Source organism: Sphingomonas sp. (genome assembly GCF_041661825.1).
Lineage (GTDB): Bacteria > Pseudomonadota > Alphaproteobacteria > Sphingomonadales > Sphingomonadaceae > Sphingomonas.
Genome location: NZ_JBAZTU010000002.1, coordinates 1,116,766 through 1,143,752 on the forward strand (window position 1 = coordinate 1,116,766; position 26,987 = coordinate 1,143,752).

At 65.9% G+C, this 26,987-nt stretch carries 24 protein-coding genes; 12 read left to right on the plus strand and 12 right to left on the minus strand.

What is annotated here, in order from left to right; genetic code table 11:
- Positions 1–169: 169 nt before the first annotated feature.
- Genes WC729_RS12495 through WC729_RS12505 form a run of 3 tightly spaced genes read right to left on the minus strand, consistent with a single transcriptional unit; the run spans position 170 to position 1,787 of the window.
- On the minus strand, positions 170–601 hold the full coding sequence (locus WC729_RS12495; RefSeq protein ID WP_372853123.1) for an SRPBCC domain-containing protein: 432 nt from the start codon (positions 599–601) through the stop codon (positions 170–172).
- A complete protein-coding gene (locus WC729_RS12500) occupies positions 598–951 on the minus strand; it encodes an ArsR/SmtB family transcription factor (RefSeq protein ID WP_372853125.1) in 354 nt (117 codons plus the stop codon). Before WC729_RS12500 ends, WC729_RS12495 begins: the two co-directional genes overlap by 4 nt.
- 53 nt (positions 952–1,004) lie before the next feature.
- Positions 1,005–1,787 (minus strand): hypothetical protein, encoded by a 783-nt coding sequence (locus WC729_RS12505; RefSeq protein ID WP_372853127.1) that lies wholly within the window; start codon positions 1,785–1,787, stop codon positions 1,005–1,007.
- 297 nt (positions 1,788–2,084) lie between these two features.
- On the opposite strand from WC729_RS12505, the gene WC729_RS12510 reads away from it, so the two are divergent.
- Both WC729_RS12510 and WC729_RS12515 read left to right on the plus strand, forming a co-directional pair.
- Complete coding sequence (locus WC729_RS12510; RefSeq protein WP_372853129.1) at positions 2,085–4,151, plus strand: phosphocholine-specific phospholipase C; 2,067 nt, start codon at positions 2,085–2,087, stop codon at positions 4,149–4,151.
- 56 nt (positions 4,152–4,207) lie between these two features.
- Entirely contained in the window at positions 4,208–5,575 is a 1,368-nt protein-coding gene (locus tag WC729_RS12515) for an MFS transporter (protein WP_372853131.1), read from the plus strand.
- Here WC729_RS12515 and WC729_RS12520 read toward each other — a convergent pair.
- Both WC729_RS12520 and WC729_RS12525 read right to left on the minus strand, forming a co-directional pair.
- A complete protein-coding gene (locus tag WC729_RS12520) occupies positions 5,551–6,318 on the minus strand; it encodes a DeoR/GlpR family DNA-binding transcription regulator (protein ID WP_372853133.1) in 768 nt (255 codons plus the stop codon). The two genes, WC729_RS12515 and WC729_RS12520, sit on opposite strands and share 25 nt — an antisense overlap.
- A 111-nt stretch (positions 6,319–6,429) precedes the next feature.
- Positions 6,430–9,438 (minus strand): carboxypeptidase regulatory-like domain-containing protein, encoded by a 3,009-nt coding sequence (locus WC729_RS12525; RefSeq protein WP_372853135.1) that lies wholly within the window; start codon positions 9,436–9,438, stop codon positions 6,430–6,432.
- A gap of 303 nt (positions 9,439–9,741) precedes the next feature.
- Here WC729_RS12525 and katG point away from each other — a divergent pair, with 303 nt between their 5' ends.
- Complete coding sequence (gene katG / locus WC729_RS12530) at positions 9,742–11,970, plus strand: catalase/peroxidase HPI (RefSeq protein WP_372853137.1); 2,229 nt, start codon at positions 9,742–9,744, stop codon at positions 11,968–11,970.
- A gap of 214 nt (positions 11,971–12,184) precedes the next feature.
- Here katG and WC729_RS12535 read toward each other — a convergent pair whose 3' ends face one another.
- The gene (locus WC729_RS12535) at positions 12,185–13,804 is read right to left on the minus strand and encodes an NAD(P)/FAD-dependent oxidoreductase (protein WP_372853139.1); all 1,620 of its coding nucleotides are present in this window, start codon (positions 13,802–13,804) and stop codon (positions 12,185–12,187) included.
- Positions 13,805–13,940: 136 nt separating this feature from the next.
- Between WC729_RS12535 and WC729_RS12540 the strand changes: the two genes are divergently transcribed.
- Positions 13,941–15,266 carry a sorbosone dehydrogenase family protein gene (locus tag WC729_RS12540; RefSeq protein WP_372853141.1) on the plus strand — a complete coding sequence of 442 codons (1,326 nt, stop codon included), beginning with the start codon at positions 13,941–13,943 and terminating at the stop codon, positions 15,264–15,266.
- A 241-nt stretch (positions 15,267–15,507) separates the two neighbouring features.
- Entirely contained in the window at positions 15,508–15,993 is a 486-nt protein-coding gene (locus WC729_RS12545; RefSeq protein ID WP_372853143.1) for a hypothetical protein, read from the plus strand.
- A gap of 139 nt (positions 15,994–16,132) precedes the next feature.
- Here WC729_RS12545 and WC729_RS12550 read toward each other — a convergent pair whose 3' ends face one another.
- Both WC729_RS12550 and WC729_RS12555 read right to left on the minus strand, forming a co-directional pair.
- Positions 16,133–16,435, minus strand: a complete 303-nt coding sequence (locus tag WC729_RS12550) for a polyhydroxyalkanoic acid system family protein (RefSeq protein ID WP_372853145.1) — start codon at positions 16,433–16,435, stop codon at positions 16,133–16,135.
- 10 nt (positions 16,436–16,445) lie between these two features.
- Positions 16,446–16,865, minus strand: a complete 420-nt coding sequence (locus WC729_RS12555) for a VOC family protein (protein ID WP_372853326.1) — start codon at positions 16,863–16,865, stop codon at positions 16,446–16,448.
- A gap of 119 nt (positions 16,866–16,984) precedes the next feature.
- On the opposite strand from WC729_RS12555, the gene lnt reads away from it, so the two are divergent.
- The 3 genes from lnt to WC729_RS12570 all read left to right on the plus strand — a co-directional run bounded on the left by lnt (position 16,985) and on the right by WC729_RS12570 (position 20,682).
- The gene (lnt, locus tag WC729_RS12560) at positions 16,985–18,604 is read left to right on the plus strand and encodes an apolipoprotein N-acyltransferase (protein ID WP_372853147.1); all 1,620 of its coding nucleotides are present in this window, start codon (positions 16,985–16,987) and stop codon (positions 18,602–18,604) included.
- Between the two features lie 72 nt (positions 18,605–18,676).
- A complete protein-coding gene (gene metK / locus WC729_RS12565) occupies positions 18,677–19,894 on the plus strand; it encodes a methionine adenosyltransferase (protein ID WP_372853149.1) in 1,218 nt (405 codons plus the stop codon).
- 107 nt (positions 19,895–20,001) lie between these two features.
- Positions 20,002–20,682 (plus strand): tRNA (guanosine(46)-N(7))-methyltransferase TrmB, encoded by a 681-nt coding sequence (locus tag WC729_RS12570; protein ID WP_372853151.1) that lies wholly within the window; start codon positions 20,002–20,004, stop codon positions 20,680–20,682.
- A 23-nt stretch (positions 20,683–20,705) separates the two neighbouring features.
- On the opposite strand, the gene WC729_RS12575 is transcribed toward WC729_RS12570, so the two are convergent.
- Positions 20,706–21,329, minus strand: coding sequence for a hypothetical protein (locus WC729_RS12575; protein ID WP_372853153.1), 624 nt, complete (start codon positions 21,327–21,329; stop codon positions 20,706–20,708).
- A gap of 128 nt (positions 21,330–21,457) precedes the next feature.
- Here WC729_RS12575 and WC729_RS12580 point away from each other — a divergent pair, with 128 nt between their 5' ends.
- A complete protein-coding gene (locus WC729_RS12580; RefSeq protein ID WP_372853155.1) occupies positions 21,458–22,378 on the plus strand; it encodes a phytanoyl-CoA dioxygenase family protein in 921 nt (306 codons plus the stop codon).
- A gap of 22 nt (positions 22,379–22,400) precedes the next feature.
- Here WC729_RS12580 and WC729_RS12585 read toward each other — a convergent pair whose 3' ends face one another.
- Positions 22,401–23,096, minus strand: a complete 696-nt coding sequence (locus tag WC729_RS12585) for a PilZ domain-containing protein (RefSeq protein ID WP_372853157.1) — start codon at positions 23,094–23,096, stop codon at positions 22,401–22,403.
- 266 nt (positions 23,097–23,362) lie between these two features.
- Here WC729_RS12585 and WC729_RS12590 point away from each other — a divergent pair, with 266 nt between their 5' ends.
- On the plus strand, positions 23,363–24,442 hold the full coding sequence (locus WC729_RS12590) for a 50S ribosomal protein L11 methyltransferase (RefSeq protein WP_372853159.1): 1,080 nt from the start codon (positions 23,363–23,365) through the stop codon (positions 24,440–24,442).
- Positions 24,443–24,471: 29 nt separating this feature from the next.
- On the opposite strand, the gene WC729_RS12595 is transcribed toward WC729_RS12590, so the two are convergent.
- Together WC729_RS12595 and WC729_RS12600 are read right to left on the minus strand one after the other, a co-directional pair.
- Complete coding sequence (locus WC729_RS12595) at positions 24,472–24,732, minus strand: YjhX family toxin (protein ID WP_372853161.1); 261 nt, start codon at positions 24,730–24,732, stop codon at positions 24,472–24,474.
- A gap of 167 nt (positions 24,733–24,899) precedes the next feature.
- On the minus strand, positions 24,900–26,033 hold the full coding sequence (locus WC729_RS12600) for a GNAT family N-acetyltransferase (protein WP_372853163.1): 1,134 nt from the start codon (positions 26,031–26,033) through the stop codon (positions 24,900–24,902).
- A gap of 79 nt (positions 26,034–26,112) precedes the next feature.
- Here WC729_RS12600 and WC729_RS12605 point away from each other — a divergent pair, with 79 nt between their 5' ends.
- The gene (locus WC729_RS12605) at positions 26,113–26,574 is read left to right on the plus strand and encodes a DUF2721 domain-containing protein (protein ID WP_372853165.1); all 462 of its coding nucleotides are present in this window, start codon (positions 26,113–26,115) and stop codon (positions 26,572–26,574) included.
- A 35-nt stretch (positions 26,575–26,609) separates the two neighbouring features.
- Positions 26,610–26,981, plus strand: coding sequence for a DUF4345 domain-containing protein (locus WC729_RS12610; protein ID WP_372853167.1), 372 nt, complete (start codon positions 26,610–26,612; stop codon positions 26,979–26,981).
- Positions 26,982–26,987: the final 6 nt, after the last annotated feature.

The window sequence follows — 26,987 nt, forward strand, 5'->3', positions numbered from 1 at the left end:
TTCAGAGCTGCCGCGGCCCTAAATATCGACTAATCCGGCCATAACTTCTGGAGTGCTTTGATTAAGGGTGACCGCTGTCCCATCAGCTATGTCACTCAATTACTGTGCCTCACTCAAGGGGTGCAGTCAATTTGGCTAGTGTCCCCGAATTACTCAAGACCCGACTTACTCAAGCCACGTCGAAATGGCGCGCGAGCTTGTCGAGCGCCCCGATCCAACCCGTCTGATGGGTGAGACCCGTTGCCTCTTCGTGCAGGCGGGAATGGGTAAGGGTCAGAGTCGTGCCTTCTCCAGCCTCTGCAAGGTCGAATTCCACACGGGATTCGCCAGGGTCTTCCACGCCGCCCAGCCACGACCAGCTCATGACAACCCGCACCGGCCGGACGATTTCCAGGAATTCGCCGGATGTCTCATGTTCGTCACCCAGTGCATCCCGAAACCTGACACGGAATTTGCCGCCGGGCCGAAAGTCCGATTCTGCGATGAGAACGGGGCCGTCATCAGGCCCCCACCAGAGCGGGATGCCCTCGGGCGTGGCCAGCAGGTCGAACACAATCGACGGCCGCGCGGCAATGCGCCTGACCAGGGAAATACTCGTCATGCACGCTTCTCCGTGGCCCTGGCTTCCATCTCCTCGGCTGCCGCGGCCAGCCGATCGAGCCCGGTGGACCAGAAACGCTCGTACCGGCGGAGCCACGTCATCGCCTCTTCCATCGGATCGGGCGCGAGACGCACCGTCACGGTGCGGCCTTGCTTCTTCCGGGTGATCAGTCCGGCGTCCTCAAGTATCCCCAGATGCTTCATGACGGCCGGCAGCTTGATGGCGAAGGGCGCGGCGAGATCGGAGACGGTGGCGCCGTCCTCCCGCTCGAGCCGCGCCAGGATGGCCAGCCGGGTTGGATCGCCCAACGCCGCGAAGGTGCGGTTGAGACCGGGCAGATTGTTCACCATCTGGTGAACTTCATTCGAGGCAGGTCCAATGTCAATCCGGGCTGCGGCGCGTGCTACATCTTCATCGGCGCGGGCTGAACGCTGGACGTACCATCCGACCAGATCGCTACCGGCACGAGGAACACCGTGACCGGCTCCGCGCCGGCATCGCCGACGATGACCGGAGAACCGGCGAGATTTGCGCCCCATGAGGCGGCGTCCGCCTTTGGCACGAAAAACATCAGATGGGCGTGCCACGGCCCCGCCGCGTCGTCGCTGAGATAGCCCAGCTTCGACATCATGTAACACATGGCGCCCACCTCGGGCGGCGTGATCTGCCCGGCGGCAACCGCCGCTTTGGTCCGGTCCAGCATGACGGACTTCGAAGCGCCCTCAAGGACCCATTTGGTGCGGGTGAGATAGGCCGGCACCACGGACCGCGCCGCCGCCGGATTGAAGCAGTTGGGCGCCCGCAGCCGCGGGTTCCAGAATTGAGCATCCGCAAAGTCGCTGGCCCAGGCGCGCTGCACGATGCAGACGAAGCCGTTGGTGCCCTTCACCGCGGTCTCATAGCCGGCGGCGCCGAGCGTCAGGATCTCGGCCTTGTCCGAGATGGATGCAGGCGCGGCACTGCGCGCCAGAGCGATCTCTTCAGCCTGACTGGCCGTCCTGTACTGTTCGATTGGTGCCATGGCGGCATAGCGTTCCGCAGCGGCGGCCTGGGCCTCGGCTCCAGTCGAGGACGCGCAGACAAGGGCGGCGATGCCCAGTGCGCTGAAGAAGAGCGAGGTCGAAACCTCTACCAGCCAGGGACGCTGCGCGCCCGGCATATCGGACTGCAAAACTTTCGTCGTCATCCTCATTCACCCTCCAGATAGTGCGACCCGTGGCGCCCGCGGCCAACGAGGAGGCCGGCCGGCCTGTTCTATAGTTCACCATATGGTGAAGTTTATGCGGGCGCAAGCAGGACGTAGCGAGGCACGGATTCCGGAATGCGTAGCCTGCCGCTGTGTTGACGCGATGACTGGTTCGATCAGAAATCCCAAAGAACCCGAGTTCCGTCACATCTCTTGCACATAGCGCGGTTAGCTGCGGGGATGCTTCCGGTCGGTGCTTCATGCGTCGGCCGGATCGGATCACTTTGGGAGACACATGTGACGATCGACCGCAGGGCTTTTCTCCTCGGCGCTTCCGGTGCCGCCATCGCCACGAGCGAACCGGCGCAGGGGTTGCGGCGACTGGGCGGGCACGGCTCGATCGCGGATATCGAGCATGTCGTGATCCTGATGCAGGAGAACCGATCGTTCGATCACTATTTCGGCACGTTGCGCGGCGTGCGCGGCTTTGGCGATCCGCGCCCGGTGACGCTGCCGGGGGGCAAGCCCGTCTGGGCGCAGCGCCGCGCGGATCGCGACGGCGGGCAGATCGCCTGGCCGTTCCGGCTCGATTACAACAGCAGCAACGCGCGGTGCTTCACCGGCCTCGACCATAGCTGGAAGGACAGCCAGGCGCGCTGGCACAACTGGGACGTGTGGGCGGACCAGAAGGGACCGCTCACCATGGCACACCTGACGCGCGCCGATATCCCCTATTATTACGCGCTGGCCGACCAGTTCACCATTTGCGACAGCTATCACTGCTCGCTGCAGGGGCCGACCGGCCCCAACCGGCTCTATCATTTTTCGGGCACGAACGGCCTCAGCGTCGGCCAGGAAGGCGTCTATTGCGTCACCAATGGCGGCACCGATCCCAATCCCGGTGCCGACATGGCGAAGGACGACGCGACCGACGGACTGCCGTGGCGCAGCTATGCCGGGCGGCTGGAGGAAGCGGGCGTCTCGTGGCGCGTCTATCAGGAACTGGCCAATTATTCGGACAACCCGCTCGGCTATTTCAAGGAGTTCCGGAAGCTCGATCCGGCATCCTCGCTCTACCGGCGCGGGCGGGCCTATGTTGACTGGATCGGCGGCGCGGCACCCAAAGATCCGGAAAAGACGCAGGCACAGCATCTGATCGCAGCCTTTGCGGCGGATGTCGCCGCCGATCGCCTACCCTCGGTTTCCTGGATCGTGCCGATGATGCAGATGAGCGAGCATCCCGATGCGCCGGTACCGTTCGGCGAAGTGCTGATCGGCAACCTCGTCGCGGCGCTCGCCGCGAACCCGAAGGTGTGGGCGAAGACCGTCTTCATCCTGAACTATGACGAGAATGACGGGTTTTTCGATCATGTGCCCGCGCCGATGCCGGCGATCGCGCCCGGCTATGGCGCGAGCAATGTCGATGTGCGGAGCGAGACCTATCAGGGCGAGCCGGTCGGGCTCGGCCCGCGCGTGCCGATGCTGGTGATCTCTCCCTGGACGCGCGGCGGCTGGGTGAACTCGCAGCTTTTCGACCATACGTCCGTGCTGCGCTTCCTGGAGAAGCGCTTCGGCGTGGCCGAACCCAATATCTCGCCGTGGCGGCGCTCGGTGTGCGGCGACCTGACCTCGATCTTCGATTTCGACGTGTCGCGCGAGGCGCGCCTCGACACAGGCTGGGCGGCGGCATTGCCGTCAGTCGCAGGCTATATCGCCGAAACCGAGCGGCTGTGCGCCAGCGCGCCCGCACCGGCCATCGCCAAGGGCGACGACGTGCCGGCACAGGAGCCCGGAACCCGCCGGGCCCGCCCGCTGCCGTACCGCTTCGCCGTCGAACCCAGTTGGTCCGACGCCGGCCTGACCTTGCGCTTCGAGAATCGGGGGCCCGTCGGGATCGTGTTCGGGGTGCAGGACGAAACCATGTTTTCCGGCTGGCGCTATTTCACCGTCGCCGCGACCTCGCAGCTCGAGGAAGCCTGGCCGCTCCGCCGGGACCGGCCGCATGCGATCGTCGTGCGCGGGCCAGACGGCTTTCACCGCGAATTCCGCGGCGATGGACGCGCGCGCCGAATCGAGTCGGCGATCGCCTGGCGCGAGGACGGGACGGGCGGGGCGCTGCGCCTCGCCAATCGCGGCGATGAACCGATCGCCATGACACTGCACTGCGCCCATCGCGGCACCAGCGAGCAGGTAGCGGTACCCGCGGGCGCCGAGGTGCAACGGCCGGTCCTGCTCGCCGACCATCGCTGGTACGACCTGATGCTGACCGCGGACAATGGGGTGCGGCTGCGGCTCGCCGGGCATGTCGAGACCGGCGCGCCCGGCCTCAGCGAACCCGCTTTGGCCTTCCCGCACCCAGCCTGAGCCGTCCGCGGCCACTGTCATCATCATGTTGCCAAGCCTGCCTAGGGCTCCGCTCGATGAGGGCTGGCGAGATGGAATCGGGCGAGGGCGCGGCGGCGGACGTCAAGGTACTGGATCCGCGCTTCCTGTCGCTTGCGGCGATGGAGTTCTGGGAGCGATTCGCCATGTACGGGGTGAAGTCGCTGCTCGTGCTGATCCTGGTCGACCGGGTTCTCGTGGGCGACCTGTCGCGCGTGATCGGGGCGTCGGCCTTCCGCGCGGCGAGCACCGCGCTGTTCGGACCGGTCTCCAGCATCGCCCTCGCCTCGCAGCTCTACGGCTATGCCAATGCGCTGATCTATCTCTCGATCCCGTTCGGCGGACTGGCCGGCGACCTGATCGGCAGCCGGCGAACGATGGTGGTGGCCGGCGGGGTCGGCATGCTGCTCGGCCTGGTGATGATGCTGAGCGAGCACAGCTTCCTGATCGGCCTGATCCCGTTCGCGGTCGGCACCGGCCTGCTGAAGGGCAATTTATCGGCGCAGGTCGGGTTGCTGTTTCGCGACGAAGCGCAGCGGCGGCGCGGCTATGCCGTCTATCTCGGCTTCCTGAATGCGGGCGTGATCTGCGGCCCGCTGGCGTGCGGTGCCGTGGCGATGGTTGCGGGGCCGGTCAACGCGATCGGCGCGGCCATTGCCGCGGTCGTGCTGGGGCTGGCCTTCTATCTGCGCATCGGCGGCGAACCTGACCGCGCACCGGCAGTGGCCGTGCCGGCCGGTGCGCCGCGCGCACCGCTCGCCACGACCGGGCTGCTGATCGTCACGCTGATCGCGATCTATCTGTGCTTCGCGGCCTATGAGCAACTCGGCAACATCTTCCTGGTGTGGGCGCGCACTCATGTCGACCTGCGGGCGGGCGGGTGGACGATGCCGGTCGCCTGGTTCCTGTCGCTCGACGGCGCCTTCACGCTGGTGCTGATCGCCGGATCGCAACTTGCGATCCGTGCGCTCGAGCGGCGTCGCATCGCGATCGGCGCGGTGGTGCAGGTCCTGCTCGGCGGATTGTGCTGCGCGGCGGGATATCTGCTCCTGGCGGTCGGCAGCGCGAGCGGTGGCGGGGCGCCGCTGACGCTGCCCTGGGCGCTTTGTTATCTGCTGCTGATCGACAGCGCGATCGTGCTGATCTGGCCATCCGGCCTGAGCCTGATCGCCGGCGTCGCGCCGCGCCGGCTGGTCGGGTTCTGGATGGGGCTGTTCTACCTGCACGGCTTCTTCGCGCATCTGTGGGTCGGGTTCAGCGGCGTCTATTACGAGCGCATGGCGCCGGCGTCCTTCTGGCTGCTCCAGGCGGCGGTGGCGGGCTCGGGCGCGCTGCTCGTGCTGCTGGTCGGGATACCGCTGATGCGCGCGGTCAACGCGCGTCAGGCGACAACCACCTCGGCATGAGCGAACGCTCGCGCGTAGTCATCCTCGAGCGGCTGATCGGTGACGAGGATATCGACCTCGCTCAGCGCCGCCGTCTGGATCAGCGCATAGCGACCGAATTTGGATGAATCGGCGCCGAGCAGCACCTGCTTCGAGGTCGCATAGGCGATCCGGCTCATCTCCGCCTCGCCGGGATGAAAATCCATCAGCCCGCGCTCGGTGCTGATCCCGCCGACCGACAGGATCGCCAGGTGCGGGGTGAAACCGCGGACAAAGTCCTGTGCGTGATGATCCGAGAAGGCGCGATAATCATAGTCCATCTGCCCGCCCGCGAGGAACAGGCGGTTGTTGTTGATGCCGCCGAGATCGTTCGCCACGCGCAGCGAATTCGTGATGACGGTCAGCGCCCGCCGGTCGACCAGCTGCCGCGCGATGAAACAGCTCGTCGTGCCGGAGTCGATGAACAGGATCGCGCCGTCCAGGACGAATTCGGCAGCCGCACGGGCGATGCGCAGCTTGGCGTCCGAATTCTCCTCCATCCGCTGATGGAGCGGCCCTTCATGGACCGGCGCCGTCATGCGCGCGCCGCCATGTTCGCGGATGATGACGCCGTGATCCTCGAGCGCGCGAAGCTCGCGGCGGATCGTCTCGTCCGATACGGCGAGATCCGCCGCGAGCGCCGTCACCGACAGCGTTCGCCCGCTGCGCAGCCGCGACATGATCTCGCGCTGCCGTTGTGATCGTTTCTCTATTGCCCCCTCCATGTGCTTGTTCCCGCTCGCCCCGCTATTCCGGCCGACCATGCTTGGTGTCCGGGTTTTTGCAAGCGGGATGCCGGGGGCCGGCCGCACGGGCCGGCCCCCGGCGATATGGCCTCAGAAGCCGAGGCGGGCCGTCAGCCGCACCGAGCGCGGCGTCTGATAATTGACCGGCGAGCGATAGTCGGGGTTCGCCGATCCGTCGCCCAGTTCGCCGAAATTGTTATACGACGTCACCGCATGGCTGTTGAACAGGTTGAACACGTCGAGACGCACCGACGCGTCGACCCCGTGCGGCAGCGGCAGATGCACGACCGCGCTGACATCGATCTGAGTCAGCCAGTCGCCCGTGAACGCCGTGCCGCGCGGAATGAGCTTGCCCTGACAATAATAGGCATAGCCGTGATAGGTGTTCGCATAGGCGTCGACGCTGACCGGCACCGCGCCGATGCAGCTGTAATGCACGGGTGACTGGAGAACGGCGTTGGCGCCCAGGTCGAGCATGTCGAGCAGCCGGTAGCTGCCATAGGCCTTGAAGGTGTGACGGCGATCGTTCGGCAGATACCCGTACGCGCCGTTGACGAAGCCCGGCGAGTCGAAGTCGGCGGTGCGGTTGATCGCCAGCTGCCCATTTTCCGATCGCACGCCGCCCTCGTAATTCCCCTTGTCGAAGGCGAGCGTGTAGGAGCCGGCCAGGCTCCATTTCTTGTCGAAGCTGCGGTCGAAGGTCAGCGTCAGCGCGTTGTAATTGCGGCTCGGCTTGGGATAGCCGAGGTCGGCTGCCTTCAGCGTCACCGTCGGCGTCGATCCGTCGGGCAGTTTGTTGATCTGCACGGTCACGTCGCGCCCGGGATTGGCGATGACGAACTGGCTGCCGCCCGGATAGGCCGACTGGCACGCCGCCGCGGTGAAGCCCTTGCCGACGCAATAGGCGCGTGCGCCGGCGTCGATCGAGATATCCTCGATCACGTCCTTCAGCTCGCGATGCGTGAAATAAGCGCCGATCCGCACATGATCGCCGAACTGGTGCTCGGCGCCGAGGATGAACTCGTTGCTCGATTGCGGCTTGATGTTGGTGGCGATGGCGCCCGCCGGGTTGAACGCCGAACCGTCGGCCGAGACCTCGCAGTTCCGCACGCCGGTATCGGGGCAGGCAGTCGTGTTGACGACCGACAGGATCGGGGCGCCCTCGGCCGGGATGCTGCCCGCGCCGCTGACGCCGTTGAAGCGGTTATAGCGGGTGTAGGTGACCAGGCTGCCAGCGACGTTCAGATTGATGTCGCCTGCCATCGGCAGATAATATTGCGAATAGGAGCCGAAGATCTTGGTGCGCCCGTCGCCCAGCGGATCGAACGAAGCGCCGACGCGCGGCGCCCATTGGTTGCCCGATTCGAAGAAGGACTTGCCGTTGACGCCCTGATTGCTGAAGCGGTCGTTGCGCAGGCCAAGATCGAGGCGCAGGCGATTGTCGAACAGCGACCATTGATCCTGAATATAATAAGCCTCGTTGCGGACATGGGCGATGCCGTTCTGGGCATAGACGCGCGTCGTGTAATATTCCGTGCCGATCGGCAGGCCGATGCGCGCGGCGGAATCAGCGGTGACGGCGTAGATCTTGAACGCGCCGGCGCCGATCGTCTGGAAGGTCTGCGCCTGGGTGTCCTTTTCATGGTCGTAGCCGATGCGGACATGGTGCGACCCGAACAGATGGAATTGCAGGTCGGCATCGACGCGGTAGAACTCGCGCTCGTCATCAGTGCTGCTGAAAGCGTCGGTCACCTTGTTGAGGCCGATCTGGATGCCGGCCGGGTCGCTGCGATAATCGACGACCTGCGGATTGGCGGTATCGAGCGGAAGATTGCCCGAGCGCAGCTTGTTGACGCCGTACGCGCCCGACAGCGTCAGCCACGGCGTGAAGGTGCCGGTATAGCGGCCCACATAGTTGATGCCGCCCGCCCGGGCATTGGTGCCGCCCGTCTTGTTGCCGAGCGTGTGGTTGGTGCGATCCCAGTTGTAGCTGCGATTATGCGTGTCGTTGGTCGTGTCGAAATAGGTGAATTCGAAATGATGGTCGCCGGTGATGTAGCCATCGATCTTGCCGCCCCAGAACGGGCTCGTGTTCGTCACGCCCGTTGCGTTGTTCTGATTGGCCTGCGGCGTCATCGAGCGGATGTCGCGCATATTGTAGAGGCCGTAGACGAACAGGTGATCCTTGATGATCGGGCCGCTGGCCTGAAGGATCAGTTCCTTGCGGCTGGCGGTCGCGTGGCGATAATCGATGGTGCGCGTCGACGGCGCATTGCCGCGCAGGTCTTCCGGTTCCCAGATGCCGGTCACGCTCGCATGATATTCGTTCGAGCCCGATTTGGTGGTCGCAACGACATAACCGCCCGTCGCGCGCCCGAATTCCGCCGGGGCGCCGCCGGTCTTGACCTCGACGGTCTGGTAGAAGTCGAACGGCACCTCGGTCGGCTGGCCACCCGAGACGAAGTCGGTGACGTTCAGGCCGTTGATGTAAAAGGCGTTCTCCGTGAAGGCCGCGCCGGCAATCGAGACCTGGTTGGCAAAGCCGCCGTTCGAGGGCGACGAGCCCTGCACGGTGCCCGGCGTCAGCAGCATCACGTCGCGCAGCGAGCGGCCGATCGGCACGCGCTGCGTGAGGGACGCAAGGTTGATCGTGCTCCCGACAGTGGTGTCCTGGAAATCCGCGACGCGCTGGCGCGCACCGGTCACGACGATGTCGCCATTCTGCGATTCCGGAACCAGGCGGTAGCTGTTGGCCCCGCCGGTCTCCCGCGTCAGCGGGACGCTGGACTCGCTATAGGCCGTGAAGCCGTCCGCCGTGATGGCGACGTCGTAATTGCCGGGTGCGAGCTGCGGGATGGTGTAGGCGCCGGCGCCATCGGTCGTCACCGTGCGGCTGACGCCCTTGTCCGAGGAGGTGATCTTCACCTGCGCATCGGCGATCGGTGCGCCGTCCATCGACGTTACCCGACCCGAGGCGGAGATGTTGGTATAATCCTGCGCGCCCGCAGGCGAGGCCGCCATGACGACGACCGCAGTCGAACCGAGCATCAGCAGCGCGCGCAAAGCTGCGCGCGACGAAAGTCGCGTGAAGCGGAACATCGAATTTCCCCTTTGGTGATTGAAGCCGGAAACGCGGTGAAACCGCGTTACGAAGGGTCCGTTATGCGGAGGCTGTGGATTTTTTGTGACAAAACTCCAGAAACCACACAAAAACTGTGGCCGGCGCCCGTGGCGGGAGGACTCGATGCGCCAGTCCCCTTCGGGCTCGCCCTTCGCACGCCTCGCCCCTCCCTCGCCTCTGATCGATTTCCCCGTTCGCACTAACCGAGTTAAGTCGTTTCCGCCCGCACGGCGCCGAGTCTAGGTTCCGTGAAGAAGGTTCAACCACGAGAGGATACCGACATGGACGCGAAGACGAGCGGCGACCCACTGGGCTGCCCGATGAAAGAGCCTGCCGCGCTGCGATCCCTTCTCGGGCGGACCAACCGCGACTGGTGGCCGAACCAGCTGTCGCTGGAGGTCCTTCAGCAGAACGGCCTGTCGGGCGACCCGATGGGCGACGATTTCGACTATGCGGCCGAGTTCAAGACGCTCGACCTGGCGGCGGTGAAGAGCGACCTGACCGCGTTGATGACCGACAGCCAGCCCTGGTGGCCGGCCGATTACGGGCATTATGGCCCGTTCTTCATCCGCATGGCGTGGCACAGCGCCGGCACCTACCGCAGCGGCGACGGGCGCGGCGGGGCTTCTTCCGGGTCGCAACGGTTCGCGCCGCTCAACAGCTGGCCGGACAACGGCAATCTCGACAAGGCGCGCCGGCTGCTCTGGCCGGTGAAGCAGAAGTACGGCCGCAAGCTGAGCTGGGCCGATCTGATGATCCTGGCGGGCAATGTCGCGATCGAATCGATGGGCGGACCCGTTTTCGGTTTCGGCGGCGGCCGTGCCGATGTGTTCGAGCCCGAGAAGGACATTTACTGGGGCACTGAGGAGCAATGGGTCGGCCATGCCGACAACCAGACGCGCATCCAGCCCGAGCGCGAGATGGTGCTGGAAAGCCCGCTCGCCGCGATCCAGATGGGCCTGATCTACGTCAATCCCGAAGGGCCGGGCGGCAACCCCGACCCGATCCAGTCGGCGCGCGACATCCGCGAGACGTTCGGCCGGATGGGCATGAACGACGAGGAGACCGCGGCGCTGGTGGCGGGCGGCCATACGTTCGGCAAGGCACATGGCGCGGGCGATGCCTCGCTGGTCGGTGCGGAGCCGGAAGGCGCCGATATCGCGCAGCAGGGCCTCGGCTGGCAGAGCGGGCATGAATCGGGCGTGGGCGATCACACCATCACCAGCGGCATCGAAGGCGCGTGGACGCCGACGCCGATCACCTGGGATATGAGCTTCTTCCACATGCTGTTCGATTATGAGTACGAACTGGTGCGCAGCCCGGCGGGAGCCAAGCAGTGGCAGCCGATCAACCAGGCGCCCGAGGATCTGGCGCCGGGTGCGCACAGCCCCGAGCGGCGCCTGCCGACGATGATGACCACCGCCGACATCGCGATGAAGGCGGACCCGGCATACCGCGCGATCAACGAGCGGTTCCGGGACAATCCCGACCAGTTCGCCGATGCCTTTGCCCGCGCCTGGTTCAAGCTGTGCCATCGCGACATGGGGCCGAAGGTGCGCTATCTCGGACCCGACGTACCGGCCGAGGACCTGATCTGGCAGGACCCGATCCCCAAGGCGGATTATGCGCCGATCGACAGCGGCGACGTGGCGGCGCTGAAGCAGAAGATCCTCGGATCGGGGCTGAGCGTGGCCGAGCTGGTGAGGACGGCCTGGGCGTCGGCCGCGACCTATCGCGGATCGGACCACCGCGGCGGCGCCAATGGCGGGCGCATCCGGCTGGCACCGCAAAAGGACTGGGAAGTCAACGAGCCGGCGAAGCTGGCCAAGGTGCTGGAGGTCTATGAAGGCATCAAGCGCGACTTCGACGGTGCTGGCGGCGGCAAGCAGGTCAGCATTGCCGATTTGATCGTGCTCGGTGGCTCGGCCGCGGTGGAGAAGGCGGCGAAGGATGCGGGTCAGGACGTGACCGCGCCCTTCTCGCCGGGCCGCACCGATGCCAGCGCCGAGCAGACCGAGATCGGCAATATCGATGTGCTCGAGCCCAAGGCGGACGGGTTCCGCAATTACCTCTCGGTGCGGTTCAGCGTGCCGACCGAGGAATTGCTGGTCGACCGGGCGCAGTTGCTGGGGCTGAGTACGCCGGAGATGGCGGTGCTGGTGGGCGGCCTGCGCGTGCTGGGCGCCAATTATGGCGGATCGGCGCACGGCGTGCTGACCGACCGGCCGGGGCAGCTGACCAACGATTTCTTCGTCAATCTGCTCGACATGGGCACGGCGTGGAAGGAAATCGACGAGGCTGGCGACGAGGAGTTCGCGGGCACCGACCGCAACACGAACGAGCAACGATGGACCGCGACGCGGACCGACCTGGTTTTCGGGTCCAACTCGCAGCTTCGGGCAGTGTCCGAGGTCTATGCGTCGAGCGATGCGGGGACGAAGTTCGTGAAGGACTTCGTTGCCGCCTGGACCAAGGTGATGGACGCCGATCGCTACGATCTGCGGGCATAATCCGTTCCCCGAGCGCACGCGCTCGCAGGCCGCCGGCGATCCCCCTCGCCGGCGGCCTTTTTATTTGGTTCGCGCGGAGGCGCGAAGAGGATGCGCCAACGAGTTGGCTACATCCCCTTCCCCGTTCGTTTCGAGCGAAGTCGAGAAACAAGCCAAATAGCGCCCGGGTCAGTTTCTCGACTTCGCTCGAAACGAACGGGGGAACGGGCGAGGTTTAACCCATAATGCGCGCCGCCACGGCTTCCGCCACCTTGATGCCGTCCACCGCGGCGGAGAGGATGCCGCCGGCATAGCCCGCGCCTTCGCCGGCGGGGAACAGGCCGGTGGTGTTGAGACTCTGGAAGTCTGCACCGCGGGTGATGCGGATGGGGGAGGAGGTGCGCGTTTCGACGCCGGTCATCAGCGCGTCGGGGTGGTCGTAGCCGGGGACCAGGCGGCCGAAGGCGACCAGTGCCTCGCGCATGGCCGTCACGGCGAAATCGGGCAGGCATTCGGCCAGGTCAGTCGGGGTGACCCCGGGGAGATAGGAAGGCGCAACAGTGCCGAGCTTGCTCGACGGGCGGCCGGCGAGGAAGTCGCCGAGGGTCTGGGCGGGCGCCTTGTAGTTGGAGCCGCCGGCGACATAGGCGCGCGATTCCCAGTGGCGCTGCAACGCGATGCCGGCGAGCGGGTGGTCGGGATAGTCGCGCGCGGGATCGATGCCGACGACCAGGCCTGAATTCGCGTTGCGCTCGTTGCGGGAATATTGGCTCATGCCGTTGGTGGCGACGCGGCCTTCCTCCGAAGTTGCCGCCACCACGGTGCCGCCGGGGCACATGCAGAAGCTGTAGACGGTACGGCCATTCCTGCAGTGGTGCGACAGACTGTAGTCCGCCGCACCGAGGATCGGGTGGCCGGCCGAGGGCCCGAAGCGGGCGTCGTCGATCCAGCTTTGCGGATGCTCGATGCGCACGCCGATCGAAAAGGGTTTGGCCTCGACGAACACGCCCTCGTCATGGAGCATGTGGAAGGTGTCGCGCGCGCTGTGGCCGATCGCGAGCACGACCTGATCCGCCTCGAGATACTCACCGGTGTGGAGGTGGAGCCCGCGCACGCGGCGGGTGCCGTCAGGGTCGATCGCGATGTCGAGGCGGTCGACGCGGTGTTCGAAACGATATTCGCCGCCCAGGCCCTCGATCGTCTCGCGCAGGCTCTGGACCATCGCGACGAGGCGGAAGGTGCCGATATGGGGGTGGGCCTCGGTGAGGATCTCGGCGGGCGCGCCGGCCTTGACGAACTCGATCAGCACCTTGCGGTCGAGATGGCGCGGATCCTTGATACGGCTGTAGAGCTTGCCGTCGGAAAAAGTGCCGGCGCCGCCCTCCCCGAACTGGACGTTGGATTCGGGGTTGAGCTCGCTTTTGCGCCACAGGCCCCAGGTGTCCTTGGTGCGTTGCTTCACTTCCTTGCCGCGATCGAGGATGATCGGGCGGAAGCCCATCTGGGCTAGGATCAGCCCGGCGAACAGGCCGCAGGGGCCTGTGCCGATGACGACGGGGCGCTTGCCGCTCCAGCCGGCGTGGGCCTTTACCGGGAAGCGATAGCTCGTGTCGGGCGTGCGCTGGACATGGCGGTCTTTTTTGAAGCGCGCGAGCACGGGCGCTTCGTCGCGCAGAGTGACGTCGATGGAATAAACGAGCTGGATGTCCATCTTGTCGCGCGCATCATGAGCGCGGCGGGCGATGGTGAAGCGGACCAGGTCGCGTGGGGTGATGCGCAGGCGATTGCGGATCGCGGCGGCCAGGGCCTCTTCCGCATGGTTGAGCGGCAGTTTCAGTTCAGTGATGCGGAGCATGAGTGCGCCATAACGGGGGATGGGCGGTTCGGCCAATCCTCCCCGCGTCTTCCATGGAACGGAACAACGCCGAAAGGGCGGCGTAGAGCGTGCGACACCTCTTCCTTTCCCCCTGTCGCTGGCGTAACCTTATCTCATGCGCAAACACTTCCTGATCATCACCGGAATCCTCATCGTCGCGGCGATCGCCTTCTGGTTCTGGCTGCGCCAGCCCGATGTGGCGCATCTCCCGGTCGAAGCCGTCACCGGCAACAGGCCCGAGATCACCCCTCCGCGGATCCAGAGCTTCCCGACGGTGAAGGTGGCAGACGCGGTCGGCTGGCCGCAGGGCGTGACACCGGTGCCCGCCGCCGGCCTTGCGGTGAAGGCGTTTGCGAGCGGGCTCGATCATCCGCGCTGGCTCTACCGCCTGCCCAATGGCGACGTGCTGGTAGCGGAGAGCAATTCGCCGCCGCGTGAGGGTGGCGGCATCGCCGGCGCAGTGATGGGGTATCTGATGGGCCGGGCCGGCGCGGGCGTGGCTTCCCCGAACAAGATCATCCTGCTGCGCGACACCGACGGCGACGGCGTGGCGGAGAGCCGCACGACCTTTATGACCGGGCTCAACTCGCCCTTCGGCATGGCGCTGATGGGGGGCTGGCTGTACATCGGCAATACCGATGCGCTGGTCCGCGTGCCCTACAAGGACGGCGAGACGACGATTTCCGCCAAGCCCGAGACGGTGATCAAGCTCAACCCGGGCGGCAATCACTGGGCACGCAACGTAATCGCGGATCCGGGCGGCAAGACGCTGTACGTGACAGTCGGATCGGCGAGCAATATTGCCGAGAACGGGATCGAGGCGGAGAAATTCCGCGCCAATATCCTGCAGGTCTATCCCGAGGCAAAGACCTTCCGCGTCTTTGCCGCGGGCCTGCGCAACCCCAATGGCCTGGCGATCGAACCGAAATCGGGCGGGCTGTGGGTAACGGTCAACGAGCGCGACATGCTCGGCTCCGATCTCGCGCCCGATTATATGACCGCGGTCGAGCTGGGCGATCATTTCGGCTGGCCCTGGTTTTACTGGGGCGGCTATCCGGACACGCGCGTCGATCCAGGCAATCCGCAGCTCCAGCAATATTCCAAGCGCCCCGATTATGCGCTTGGGCCGCACACCGCCGCGCTCGGCATCGCCTTCGCTGGCGACGCGAAGCTTGGGGAGCGGTTCGCCAATGGCGCCTTTGTCGGCCTGCATGGATCGTGGAACCGGGTGCCGGTGTCGGGCTACAAGGTCATCTATGTGCCGTTCGGCGACATTGGCTTCCCGCTGAAGGGCACCAAGCCCGTCGATGTGCTGACGGGCTTCCTCAACAAGGACGGCCAGGCGCAGGGCCGCCCGGTCGGCGTGATCACCGACAGGACCGGCGCGCTGCTGGTGGCGGACGATGTCGGCAATGTGATCTGGCGGGTGGCGGCGAAGTAGAAGGTTTCGGGCTGCGGCCGGTTCCCCCCGAAACCGCCGCAGCCCGTGTCGCGCGTCCACGGCCCCTCGCCGCTCGCGCTCCTTCCCAAACCAGATATGGCACCCTCAGCGCCAATTCCGATCTCTTCTCGCCGCGTCGGTATAGCTTCCTACGGGCTGACCGATAGTTTAGGAGAATTACGGTGCTACCCATTACGGGTAGCAGGGCCGTCCCGGCCATTTTACCGGAAGGGGCATGCCGATGAGTGAACGTGTCGTCACCAACCCAGCGAAAATGGGGGAGAATTGGCGCGTCGCCGTGTCCTCGATCATGAACCTGTTCCTGACGATGCACCGCACGCTGGCGGCGGCTACGCCGGTCGGGCCGACCGAGTTGCTGATCTATTCGACGGTCTCGGTCGCCAATGTCCAGCGGCTGATGCGTGAGCGCAGCATCCCGGAGAACCTGGCGGGGACCGAGATATTGCCGCGCGAATGGGTCGTGCCGATCTCGCGCAACGCCATCGCGACCGCGAGCGGCCTGCCGCGCGAGACGGTGCGACGGCATGTGGCGCGGATGATCGAGACCGGATTGCTGATCGAGGATGTCCGCGGCGGCGTGACCCTGCCGGTCGGCGTCATCCAGGACCGCGGGCTGGAGCCGTTCCTGGAGGGCATGCTGACCAATTACGCGCGCAGTGCCGAGGAATTGCTGCGGATCGGAGTGATCCGGATCGAGAAGGATTGAGGAAACCTGGGCGGAACACCCATTTCCGTTCGTGCTGAGCTTGTCGAAGCACCGTTCTTTTCTTCATCGCGCGGCAAGGGAGAAGAGCGGCCCTTCGACAAGCTCAGGGCGAACGATAGGGGTGGGCCAGGGCCCCGCCCTATTTCAGCAGCTTCTTCCCGCTCTCGGTCAGCTTGTCGCGGATCTTGCCGGCGAACAGGCGGAGCATCGGCGGCAGATCGAACGATGCGTGGACCTTGGTCTCCATCACGTCGAGCCGGCTGGCGACGCGCTGGCCCATCGCCTCGACAGTGAAGATCAATGTGTCGCCCTCCCAGCGATGCTCGGTGACGACGCCGCCGGGCACGAAGGACGCCAGCTTGCCGATGCCCTTCTCGATCTTGGCGCGCGCCGTGGCGAGGCCGAGCTTGTGGGGGATATCGACGGTGATCGGATCGTTCATCGCCTGATCCTTACGTCGCGAACAACATGGCGTCATCAGCGAACGCCTTGAACTCGAGCGCGTTGCCGCTGGGATCGAGGAAGAACATCGTCGCCTGCTCGCCGACCTGGCCCTTGAAGCGGACATGCGGCTCGATGCCGAAGCGGATGCCGGCGGCCTTCACGCGATCGGCCAGCTTTTCCCAATCGGCCATGTCCAGCACCACGCCGAAATGCGGCACGGGCACGTCATGGCCGTCGACCGGGTTCGCCACCGCGACCGGCTTCGCCGCCGGATCGAGATGCGCGACGATCTGGTGGCCGAACAGGTCGAAATCGACCCAGGATTCGGCGCTGCGGCCTTCGGGGCAGCCCAGCACCTCGCCGTAAAAGGCGCGGGCGGCGGGGATGTCGTGGACGGGGAAGGCGAGATGGAACGGGCGGAGCGTCATGGGCGAGCCATAACGCCAATCCATATCGTTCGTCACCCCGGACTTGTTCCGGGGTCCACCGTTCCGCATACGGACGGCCCAAGCACTTGCGGTCCGGTGGATGCCGGAACAAGTCCGGCATGACGGAAGTGGGGAAGATCTTGCTCGACAACCAGGTTCAGGCATTGCGGCGCGCGGCAACGGCACGCCCTGCCCTGCTCTCCCTCATACTCGGCGCGCTGTCCGCCACCGGATTCGCCCCGCTCGGTCTCTGGCCGGTCGCGCTTGGCTGCTTTGCCGTGTGGCTGTGGCTGATCCATGAGGCACCCGTGTTGAAACCGGCGCTGTTGCGCGGCTGGCTGTTCGGGGTCGGGCAATTCGCAATCGGCATCAACTGGCTCCAGCATCCCTTTATCTATCAGGACGCGATGCCGCACTGGCTCGGCTATGTCGGCGTGCTGCTGTCGGCGCTGTATCTCGCGCTCTATCCGATGCTGGCTGCCGGACTTGCCTGGCGCCTGGCGAGTCCCCGCGCAGCGGGTGACGCGACGCCGCGGGTTGGCATCGCTTTTGTCCTCGTCTTCGGTGCGGCGTGGATCGTCACGGAGTGGCTGCGCTCGACCATGCTCAGCGGCTTTCCATGGAACCCGCTGGCAGCGATCTGGGTGCCGCTGCTCGGCGTGGCGCGAATCGCGGCATGGACCGGGACCTATGCCCTGTCCGGCCTGACGGTCGCGGTCGCGGGAACGCTGATCCTCGCCTTTACAGGGCGCCGGCGCGTGCCGGCAGCGACGTTCGCCCTGCTCGCGCTGCTTGCCGTGTCGGGACTCCATCTGGAGATGACGGCGCCGCAGCTACCCAAAGACTATCCCTATGTCCGCATCGTCCAGACCAACCTCGGCGAGGAGGAGCGGCCGACACCGGACTATGCCGAGAACAGCCTCCGCGCGTTCGAGGGAGCGGAGGCGGGGCCGCATCGCGAGAACCCACGCCTGATCGTCTGGCCGGAAGGTGCGCTGCGCTTCTTCGTCGAGGACGGGTACCCCGCCGAATATTATTGGCGCGGATTACCCGGCGTCACCCGCCGCCGCATCGCTGCCCTGCTCGGCCCGCGCGACCTGGTACTGAGCGGCGGCAACGCGTTGCAATTCGACGCCGCGGGCACCCTCAAGGCCGGGACCAATTCGATCTTCGCGATCGATTCGACCGGCTCGATCCTCGCGCGGTACGACAAGGCGCATCTCGTGCCGTTCGGCGAATATCTGCCGCTCCGGCCGTTGCTGACCGCTTTCGGGCTACAGCGCCTCGTGCCCGGCGACCTCGATTTCGCCGGCGGCCCGAAACCGCGCACCATCGCCCTGCCCGGCTTCGGCAATGTCGGCATGAACATCTGCTACGAGATCATCTTCTCCGGCCAGATAGTCGACCCAGCGCACCGTCCCGGCGTGATCTTCAACCCCTCCAACGATTCGTGGTTCGGTGGCTGGGGCCCGCCGCAGCACCTCGCCCAGGCGCAGTTGCGCGCGATCGAGGAAGGGTTGCCGATCATTCGGGCGACTCCCACCGGCATCTCCGCGGTGATCGCCGCCGACGGCCGGCTGCTCGGCAGCCTCCCGCTCCACAAGGCCGGCACGATCGAACTGCCCATGCCTCAGGCAGCCACGCCGACCCTGTTCTCTCGTCTCGGCAACTGGGCGGCGTGCCTCGTCGCAGCGGCGATGCTGTTGTTGGCCGTTGCCTTCCGCCGATCGTCTCGCTAGGGCGCACATATAAGGAAAGCTTTATATGCGGTTTCCGGATGCCCGGGGCCGCCCTAGCCAAGGGTAGATTTGATGCGCGCTTCGTTTCTCTTCACCTCCGAATCGGTTTCCGAAGGCCATCCCGACAAGGTCGCCGACCAGATTTCCGACGCGGTGGTCGACCTGTTCCTGTCCAAGGACCCCTATGCGCGCATCGCGTGCGAGACGCTGACCACGACCAACCGGGTCGTGCTGGCCGGCGAGATCCGCTGCAAGGGCGTGTTCGAGAATCACGAATGGGCGCCCGGCGCGAAGGAAGAGATCGAGGCAGCGGTTCGCGCCACCGTGAAGCGGATCGGGTACGAGCAAGATGGCTTCCACTGGGAGAATTTCTCGTTCGAAAACCATCTGCACGCCCAGTCCGCGCACATCGCGCAGGGTGTCGATGAAAGCGGCAACAAGGACGAAGGCGCCGGCGATCAGGGCATCATGTTCGGCTATGCGACCGACGAGACCCCCGACCTGCTGCCCGCCACGCTCTATTATTCGCACCGCATCCTCGAGAAGCTGGCGCATGACCGCCACAACAAGGTGGTGCCCTTCCTCGAGCCGGACGCGAAGAGCCAGGTGACCCTGGAATATCGCAACGAAGTGCCGGTCCGCGCGACCGCTCTGGTCGTTTCGACCCAGCATGCGCCCGGCTATTTCTACGACGGCACCGAAGGCAGTCCGGAGCTTTACAAGGAGCTTCGCGACTATGTTGTCGGCGTGTTCAAGGAAGTGCTGCCGGAGGGTTTCGTCGACGAAGAGACCAAGATCTACGTCAACCCGACCGGCCGCTTCGAAATCGGCGGCCCTGACGGCGACGCGGGCGTCACCGGCCGCAAGATCATCGTCGACACGTACGGCGGCGCAGCCCCGCATGGCGGCGGCGCGTTCTCGGGCAAGGATCCGACCAAGGTCGATCGCTCGGCCGCTTATGTCGCGCGCTACCTCGCGAAGAACGTCGTCGCCGCCGGCCTCGCGCGCCGCTGCACGATCCAGCTGAGCTATGCGATCGGCATCGCCGAACCGCTGTCGGTCTATGTCGACACGCACGGCACCGGCACCGTTTCGGAAGCCAAGCTTGAGGAGGTGCTGCCGAAGCTGGTCCGCCTGACCCCCAAGGGCATCCGCGAGCACCTGAAGCTCAACGCACCGATCTACCAGAAGACGGCTGCTTATGGTCATTTCGGCCGCAAGCCCGACGGCGACTTCTTCACCTGGGAAAAGACCGATCTGGTCGATGAGCTGAAGGCAGCGGTCGCCTAAGGCGCCCGACACCAAGCCACGCAAAAGCGGCGCGGTTCCTGATGGAGCCGCGCCGCTTTTCGTTTGGAGGGTTGCGCCGGCGGCCCGCGCGGCTATTCCGCCCGGCGATGAACGACCCTACCACCATCCGCCGCCTCTATGGCCGCCGCCAGGGGCACAAGCTGCGCCTCGGCCAGGCCGCGCTCGTCGAAGAGCTGCTGCCGGAGATCAGCGTCCCCGAAACCGGGACGATCGATGCGCGGACACTCTTCGGTGATGACCGTTCTCTCGAGGTCGAGATCGGCTTCGGTGCGGGCGAGCATCTCGCCGGACAGGCGGCGATGCGGCCCGACACCGGCTTTATCGGGTGCGAGCCCTTCCTCAACGGCGTGGTCGGCGCGCTCAACCATGTGCGCGACGGCGAGTTGGAGAATGTCCGGCTGCATATGGGCGATGCGCTCGATGTGATCGAGCGGCTGCCCGACGCCTCGCTCGACCGGGTCTATCTGCTCCATCCGGACCCCTGGCGGAAAGCGCGGCACGCCAAGAGGCGAATGGTCAATCACGGCCCACTCGACCTGATCGCGCGCAAGTTGAAGCCCGGTGCCGAATTCCGGCTGGGCACTGACGACCCGACCTATTGCCGCTGGTCGATGATGGTGATGAACGCGCGGACCGATTTCGTCTGGCAGGCGCAACACCCGCGCGATTTCCTGACGCGGCCCGACGACTGGCCCGAAACCCGTTACGAGCGCAAGGCGCGGCGGCAGGGCCATGAGGTCTGGTACTTTCGCTACACGCGCGTTTAGCAGCCGTCAGCGCGGCGAGGCGATCAGGCGCACCCTTCGACATAGCCCAGAACCGGCATCGTTCCCACATGGATGAGCTTGACCTTGCCATCATGCCCGATCTCGAAGCGCAGGGCCGAGCTGCCGTTCGCGGCATTGGGCGCGGTGAGATATTTGGCGGGCGCGTCCTCATATTTATGCGGTTCCTCGCGGAAGCCCGCGAACCACTTCTTCACGTCCTTCTCGGTCGCACCGACCCCCAGCCCTTCCGCGAGCTTGACGTCCGAGCGCTGGCCGACGGTGATGCGCTGTACCTTGCCGTCGGCAACGATGGCATAGGCCCCGGGATAGTCGGGCGAGGTGACGGTGCGGCAGGCGTCCCCCGTCTGCGCACCGCGCTCGCCCCATGTCCCGCCTTTCGGCGCCGGTTCGCCGATCCGGAGATCGCCGAGGCCGGCAAGCCCGATCACCCTTGCCGAGGCGGGTGTCGGAGCAGTCTCGCCCGCGACATTTTCCGTCGCGAGCGGCGACGGGGAGGCGATCGGCACAATGGCGGTTTCCGCCGTGTTGACGGCGGGAGCGCCGGCATTCGAATTACCCGGTCCGGGCGAACAGGCGCCAAAGATCGACGCGACGGCGAGTACCGTGAAGACGGGAAGACATTTCATCGGGGTGAAACGATGGCCGCATCCTTAGGTTTCACCCATAGCGGAAAGAACCGCGGACGTTGCGGGGAGCCGGCTCCCTGCCTATCAACGGTCGCCGCCTGCTTTCAGCGCGCCCTGGAGATCCATTGATGCCGGCACCGGTTCTGCTGGACGCCCAGAGCCAGAACGATCTGATCCGGACCGGTTCGGCTCTCGTACCGTTTCTCGATGAGGCGGAAGTCGCGTCGTTGCTCGAGGCGTTGTCGGCCCTTCGCACGTCGGCGTTTCCGCCCTCGACTATCGTCGGCCAGCCCCTGACCTATCATTCGACCGCGCTCGATTCCGACGCCGATTACCGCGCAAGAACCTTTTCGGTCGCCCGGGATGCCGCTGCCCCGCACATTGACCGTCTGCTCGACGGCTTCGAGATCGCGACGGCCGGAATTCTGATAAAGGAACCGGGTACCGGCTCGCTGGGCCTCCATTCCGACTGGACGCTGACCGAGGATCCGGACGGCCTGGCGATCACCATCTGGTGCCCGCTGGTGGATGTCGACGAAAGCAATGGGTGCCTGCATGTGGTGCCCGGAAGCCACCGGCTCGTCCGGCACGTCAACGGCCCGGGCATCAAGGGCTATCAGGGGCGGTTCCAGCAAGAGCTGAAGGAGCGGGCCGTTGCCGTCCCGATGCGTGCTGGCGAAGCGCTGGTCTTCGACAGCTCGCTGCTGCACGGCTCTCCGGTCAACCAATCCGCGTATAATCGCCCCGCGATCATGCTGACCTGCGTGCGGCGCGGATGTCGGCCAGTCTTCTATATCAATGACGCCGGTTCGCACGGGGCCGACTTCCAGATCTTCGATCTCGCCGATGGCGGTTTTGTCGAGCGGCCGGCGAATGAGTATTTTGCCGGGCTCGCGACGGAGAAGCTGGTGGGCCGCGTACCCAACACGAACGATTCCTTGTCACCGGCCGGCTTCAGGCGCCGGCACGCCCTGGCCCGGCGTTGGCGGCGCGCGTTCGGCACCTATGAGCCGCGATGGATCTATCGGGTGTTGCCAGGATTCAGCTGAGGCCGGTGCAAGCCTCCGGTTTTCAGGCGCGGCGTTCGTCCGGCGTATCGTTGTTCGACGCAAGCTGACGCTTGCGCGCTTGCGCCTGCATCGTCGGCACCCAGCGCGCCAGCGCCTCGAACGCGATCGGGTTGTCGAATGCGATCCCGGCATGCTCATCGTCGGACCAGCGGACCGATCCGGCGATCGGCGGCAGGCCGTTGAGCATCAGGATCAGTTTTTGCCCGGTCTCCAGCGGCTCTCCCGGAGAAACCCGACCGCCCGACTGCGAGATGTTGCAGAGCGTCACCGCATGATAGCGGGCGCCGACGCGGATCCGCGCCTTCACGTCGATGCCGACGCGCGGCGCGCGCGGCTGTTGCGACGAAGGGGCATAATCGTGGCTGTCGGCAAGCACCTTGGCGGCGTTGACCGGCTCGTCGAACTGGATGCCGGCAAGGCCGTCGCGGCGCCACAGCACCCGGCCGGAAACCGCCTGGCCGGATTTGAATTCAGCGCTCACCGGCTCGCCGATGTTCAGCTCCGAATAGATATGGGCCATCAGGCCGCCCGCCGAGATATTGCGAACCAGGCACAGCTCCTCGCTGCGCGGCGTCTGCAGCTTGGCGACGCGAAGCACCGTCACATGACGCAAATTCTGACGCCGCTCAGGCGGCGGGGGCGGAGAATTGGAGAAGGAGATCGTCGTCAATTCGCCGTCATCGAAATGATCAAGCATAGGGGCACCCTTTATCGAGCGATGTTGTCCAGCATCACTACCAGCGTGAAGGACGCCCATCGCCCTTCGCACCAAACAGCGCCCCTCCCAATCACGGATTATCCGTCACATCCCCTTCGGAAACCTTAACAACACCCCCATTTTGGTGCTAGTTGTATGCAAGATAAGAGAATTGTTCTGGCTCACGTTGTCACACGCTTCGCTTCCGCAAGCGCCCGCCCTGACCTAAGGAAAGCGCGGCGGATCGTCCGTCCGGGGGTAGCCGAGTGAGCGACGAGATCGAGCGGATGATCGCGACCATCGGCGCGGCGCTCCAGCAGCGACCCGATTATCCGTACAATCTTATCGGCCTTGCGGAGATGGTCGCCGCGCGCAAGGCGCCCCGCCGCGCCGCCGATCTCGCGCGGGAGGCAATGGCGTTAGGGCGCGACGATCCCGCAACCCTGGTGCGCGGCCGGCGGCTGCTGGCGTCGCTGATCCCCGGCTATCATGTGCCGATGATGAACGATGCGCGGCGCAATGCCGCCTGGGACGCAGCGCTGCGGCGGGCGATCCGCCCCGGCATGACGGTGCTCGAGATCGGCACCGGCGCCGGCATGCTCGCGCTGATGGCGGCGCGGGCGGGCGCGGCAAAGGTCGTCACCTGCGAATATAACCCGGTCGCTGCGGGGATGGCGCGCGACCTCGCCGCGCGTAATGGCTATGCCGACCGGATTCAGGTCGTCGCCAAACGTTCCCAGGCACTGACGATCGGCAAGGAGCTGGATCGGCCGGCCGACCTGCTGGTCTGCGATATCTTTGCCGACGGGCTGCTCGATTTCGATCCGCTCGGCGCGATCGCCGATGCGCGGCAGCGGCTGCTCGCACCCGGCGCGCCCGCCGTACCGATGGCGGCGAGCCTGTGTGCGGCGCTGGTGGACTGGCGGGACTATCCGCGCGCAGGACATATCGACGCGGCCTGTGGGTTCGACCTGAGCCCGATGGCGGATTTCGTGCCGACCAGCATCCTGCGGCCGATCGGTTCAGCCGGCGTGGACCTGGTTTCGGAAGAGGTCGAACTCTTTCGGTTCGATTTCGCGCAGGAGCGCTTTCCACCCTCGGACCGCCGCATTCTCCCCTGCCGCGCGATCCTCGCAGGCGAGGCCAACACCATCGCGCGGTGGATCAGGCTCGAGCTCGATGACGAAACGATGATCGAAGCGCGGCCAGAGCCTGGCGCAGTCTTCTTTTCCGGGCTTACCATGACGCCGCTTGATGCGCCGGTGTCGGTGGAGCCAGGCGAAACCATCACGATCGGCGCGGCGCATGATGGGCGCGCCATCTCGACCTGGGTCGAGCGAGGTTAGGAGCCCGGCACGCATGCCGGGCCCCGGGTTCAACGATTGTCGAGCTGCGCCCGCACCGCCGCAAGGCCGAGCCGCGTGACCCGATAGGGCCCGCCGTCAAGGCTCGCGATCAGCCGCCGCCGCTTGAGCTTGCGGAACAACGGCACGGTGCAATCGGCCAGCACATAGCCGTCGCGGGTGAAGCAATCGACCGCGAGGATACGGCTCGTCTCCGCGTCGCGCCGGTGGACGATGCGCCCGCCTTGCGCCAGCGCGTGGAGCACGCGCTGTTCGTATTTCGAGATATTCATGGGAAGTGTCGGTCCCTGCCAAGGGATAGCCCACACAGCCGATCGACGGCCTCTCCCGCAGGAGGTCGCGGTGGCTGCGCACGACGCCTGGGCTCGGGACCTCAGGTCCCGATCAGGCGATCAGCGGGCGACAATTCCAGACATAACCACTCCGATTGGAGTGCGGCTTATACCGGTTCGGACGAAACCTCGTCAACCACGGGCGCTGCCGGGCGCTGCCCGCTGCGTTCCCACATGCCGCGAAGCGCCCGGCCAAACAGCGCCGGCAGCCCCGGCCGCACCAGCAGCCAATCGCGGATCGCCGGGCCTTTCGCCGCACCGATCACGCGCTTGTACCCGCTGTCGCCGGCGCCCCAGTCGACCGTGTCGATCCCGTCCGCCATCGCGCGTACGAGGTTGCGGTAATAGAGGAGTTTCCCCGGCGAATGCTTGGCGAAGGCCGGATCATAGCTATTGGCGACAGCATATTTCAGCGCCCCCGCATTCACGTCGAACGAGAAGGCCGCAGGCGCGCCGTCGACGGTGAGCAGGGCTGCCCACAGCATCTTTGCCAGCACCGGATCGCTCGCCGCAGCGCGCCAGAAGGCGCCGTGGCCGGTCGTGGTGAACTTCGCGTCGCGCCCGTCGGTGCGGGCGGCGATCCAGCTTTTTTCCTCGATCGCGGCAAGCGCGTCGAAACCGCCGGCGGCGAGCTCGGCGCCCTGCAGGAACTCCCAGTCGAGCGCGCCGTGATCGCCCAGATGCTTTTCGTGGAAGCGGTTCTTGCGCAGGGTCGAGTTGCGTGGCCAGCCGCCATCGGCATTGGCCGCCGCCATATCGAGAATGTAGCTGTCGGCGACGAAGCGATCGAGCGTCGCCCAGCCCTTGGTGCGTGCCGCCGCGAGCAAAGGTTCGAGCGCAGGATCGCCGTCGCAGACCGGCCCGACCCGGAGCGCATTCACTTCCTGGCCCAGGCGGTCGAGCAGCGCATCGAACGCGCCCTCACCCGGATCGGCGTTTGCCGGGAAGCTGCGGAACGGCCAGTAGCAGCCGGGCACCGCTGCCAGCCGCGCGGGCGCGGGGCCGAAGCGTATCATCGGCAGCGCGATCACCGGATCGCCGTCGCGCTCGACCAGGATCGTGCGGGCCGACCCGCCATAAGCCGCAAGCGCCGCGGCGAACCATTGATAGCGCAGGAAGCGATGCGTCTCGGGCGCTGCCTCGGCGACCAGGTCGATCGCACCGGACAGTCCGTCGAGCACGATCGCGCGCGTCGCCGGCGGCAGGCGCGTGAATTCGGCGAGCAGCATCGGCTTCGTCATGGACGGGTTGTTACGACGCCATCCGTTACCATCCGGTTCGCGCTTGACCCCTCGCGCGGGAAGCCGCCACAACGCGCCTGTGGAATATTCGCCAGCCGTCACGACGATCGCCCAGACGATCCAGCTCTCGCTTTCGCCGGTGTTCATGCTCGCGGGCATCGGCGCCTTGCTTAACGTGCTCGCCGGGCGGCTATCGCGGGTGGTGGATCGCGCGCGCCAGGTCGAGGCGCTTCACCCGCGTTCGACTGGGCCCGAGCATGACCGGCATGTTTGGGAGCTGCGGCTGCTCGACAAGCGCATGTCAGTGATCAACGCAGCTTTGGTGATGGCGGTGTCGAGCGCGGTGATGACCTGTCTCGTCGTCGCCCTCCTGTTCGTGGCGGAACTGGCCCGGCTGCATATCGGCACCGTGGTCGCCCTGTCGTTCATCCTCGCGATGATCCTGTTGATCGCCGCGCTCGCCGCCTTCCTGATCGAAGTGCGCATGTCGCTCACCGCCATCCATATCCGGCCCGAGCTGCTCGAAAAGAACCGGCGCTGACCGTCGCTGCCGAGAAGCGGGCGCTTCAGCTGGTGGTGGCGATTGCGTGCCTGGTACCGCTTATCACCGGTGGGCAGAGCATATTGTTCGGACCCGGGTTTCTGGGCCATGCGCGGGAGATCCCGACCGATCTCGACAGCCATTTCCGCTATATTTCGGGGATTTTCTTCGCAGTGGGCGTGGCGTTCGCGACCTGCGTGCCCGGGATCGAGGCGAAGGGGCCGCGGTTTCGGTTGCTCGGCGCGCTGGTAGTCGCGGGCGGACTGGCGCGGGTCGTGTCGCTGGTGGCGGTGGGGGTGCCATCGAAAGGGCATGTGTTCGGGCTGGCGATGGAGCTTGGCGTCGTGCCGCTGTTGCTGTTGTGGCAGGCGGGGTTTGCGAAGAGGTGGGACGCTCGCTCTTCTTAAGCCCCT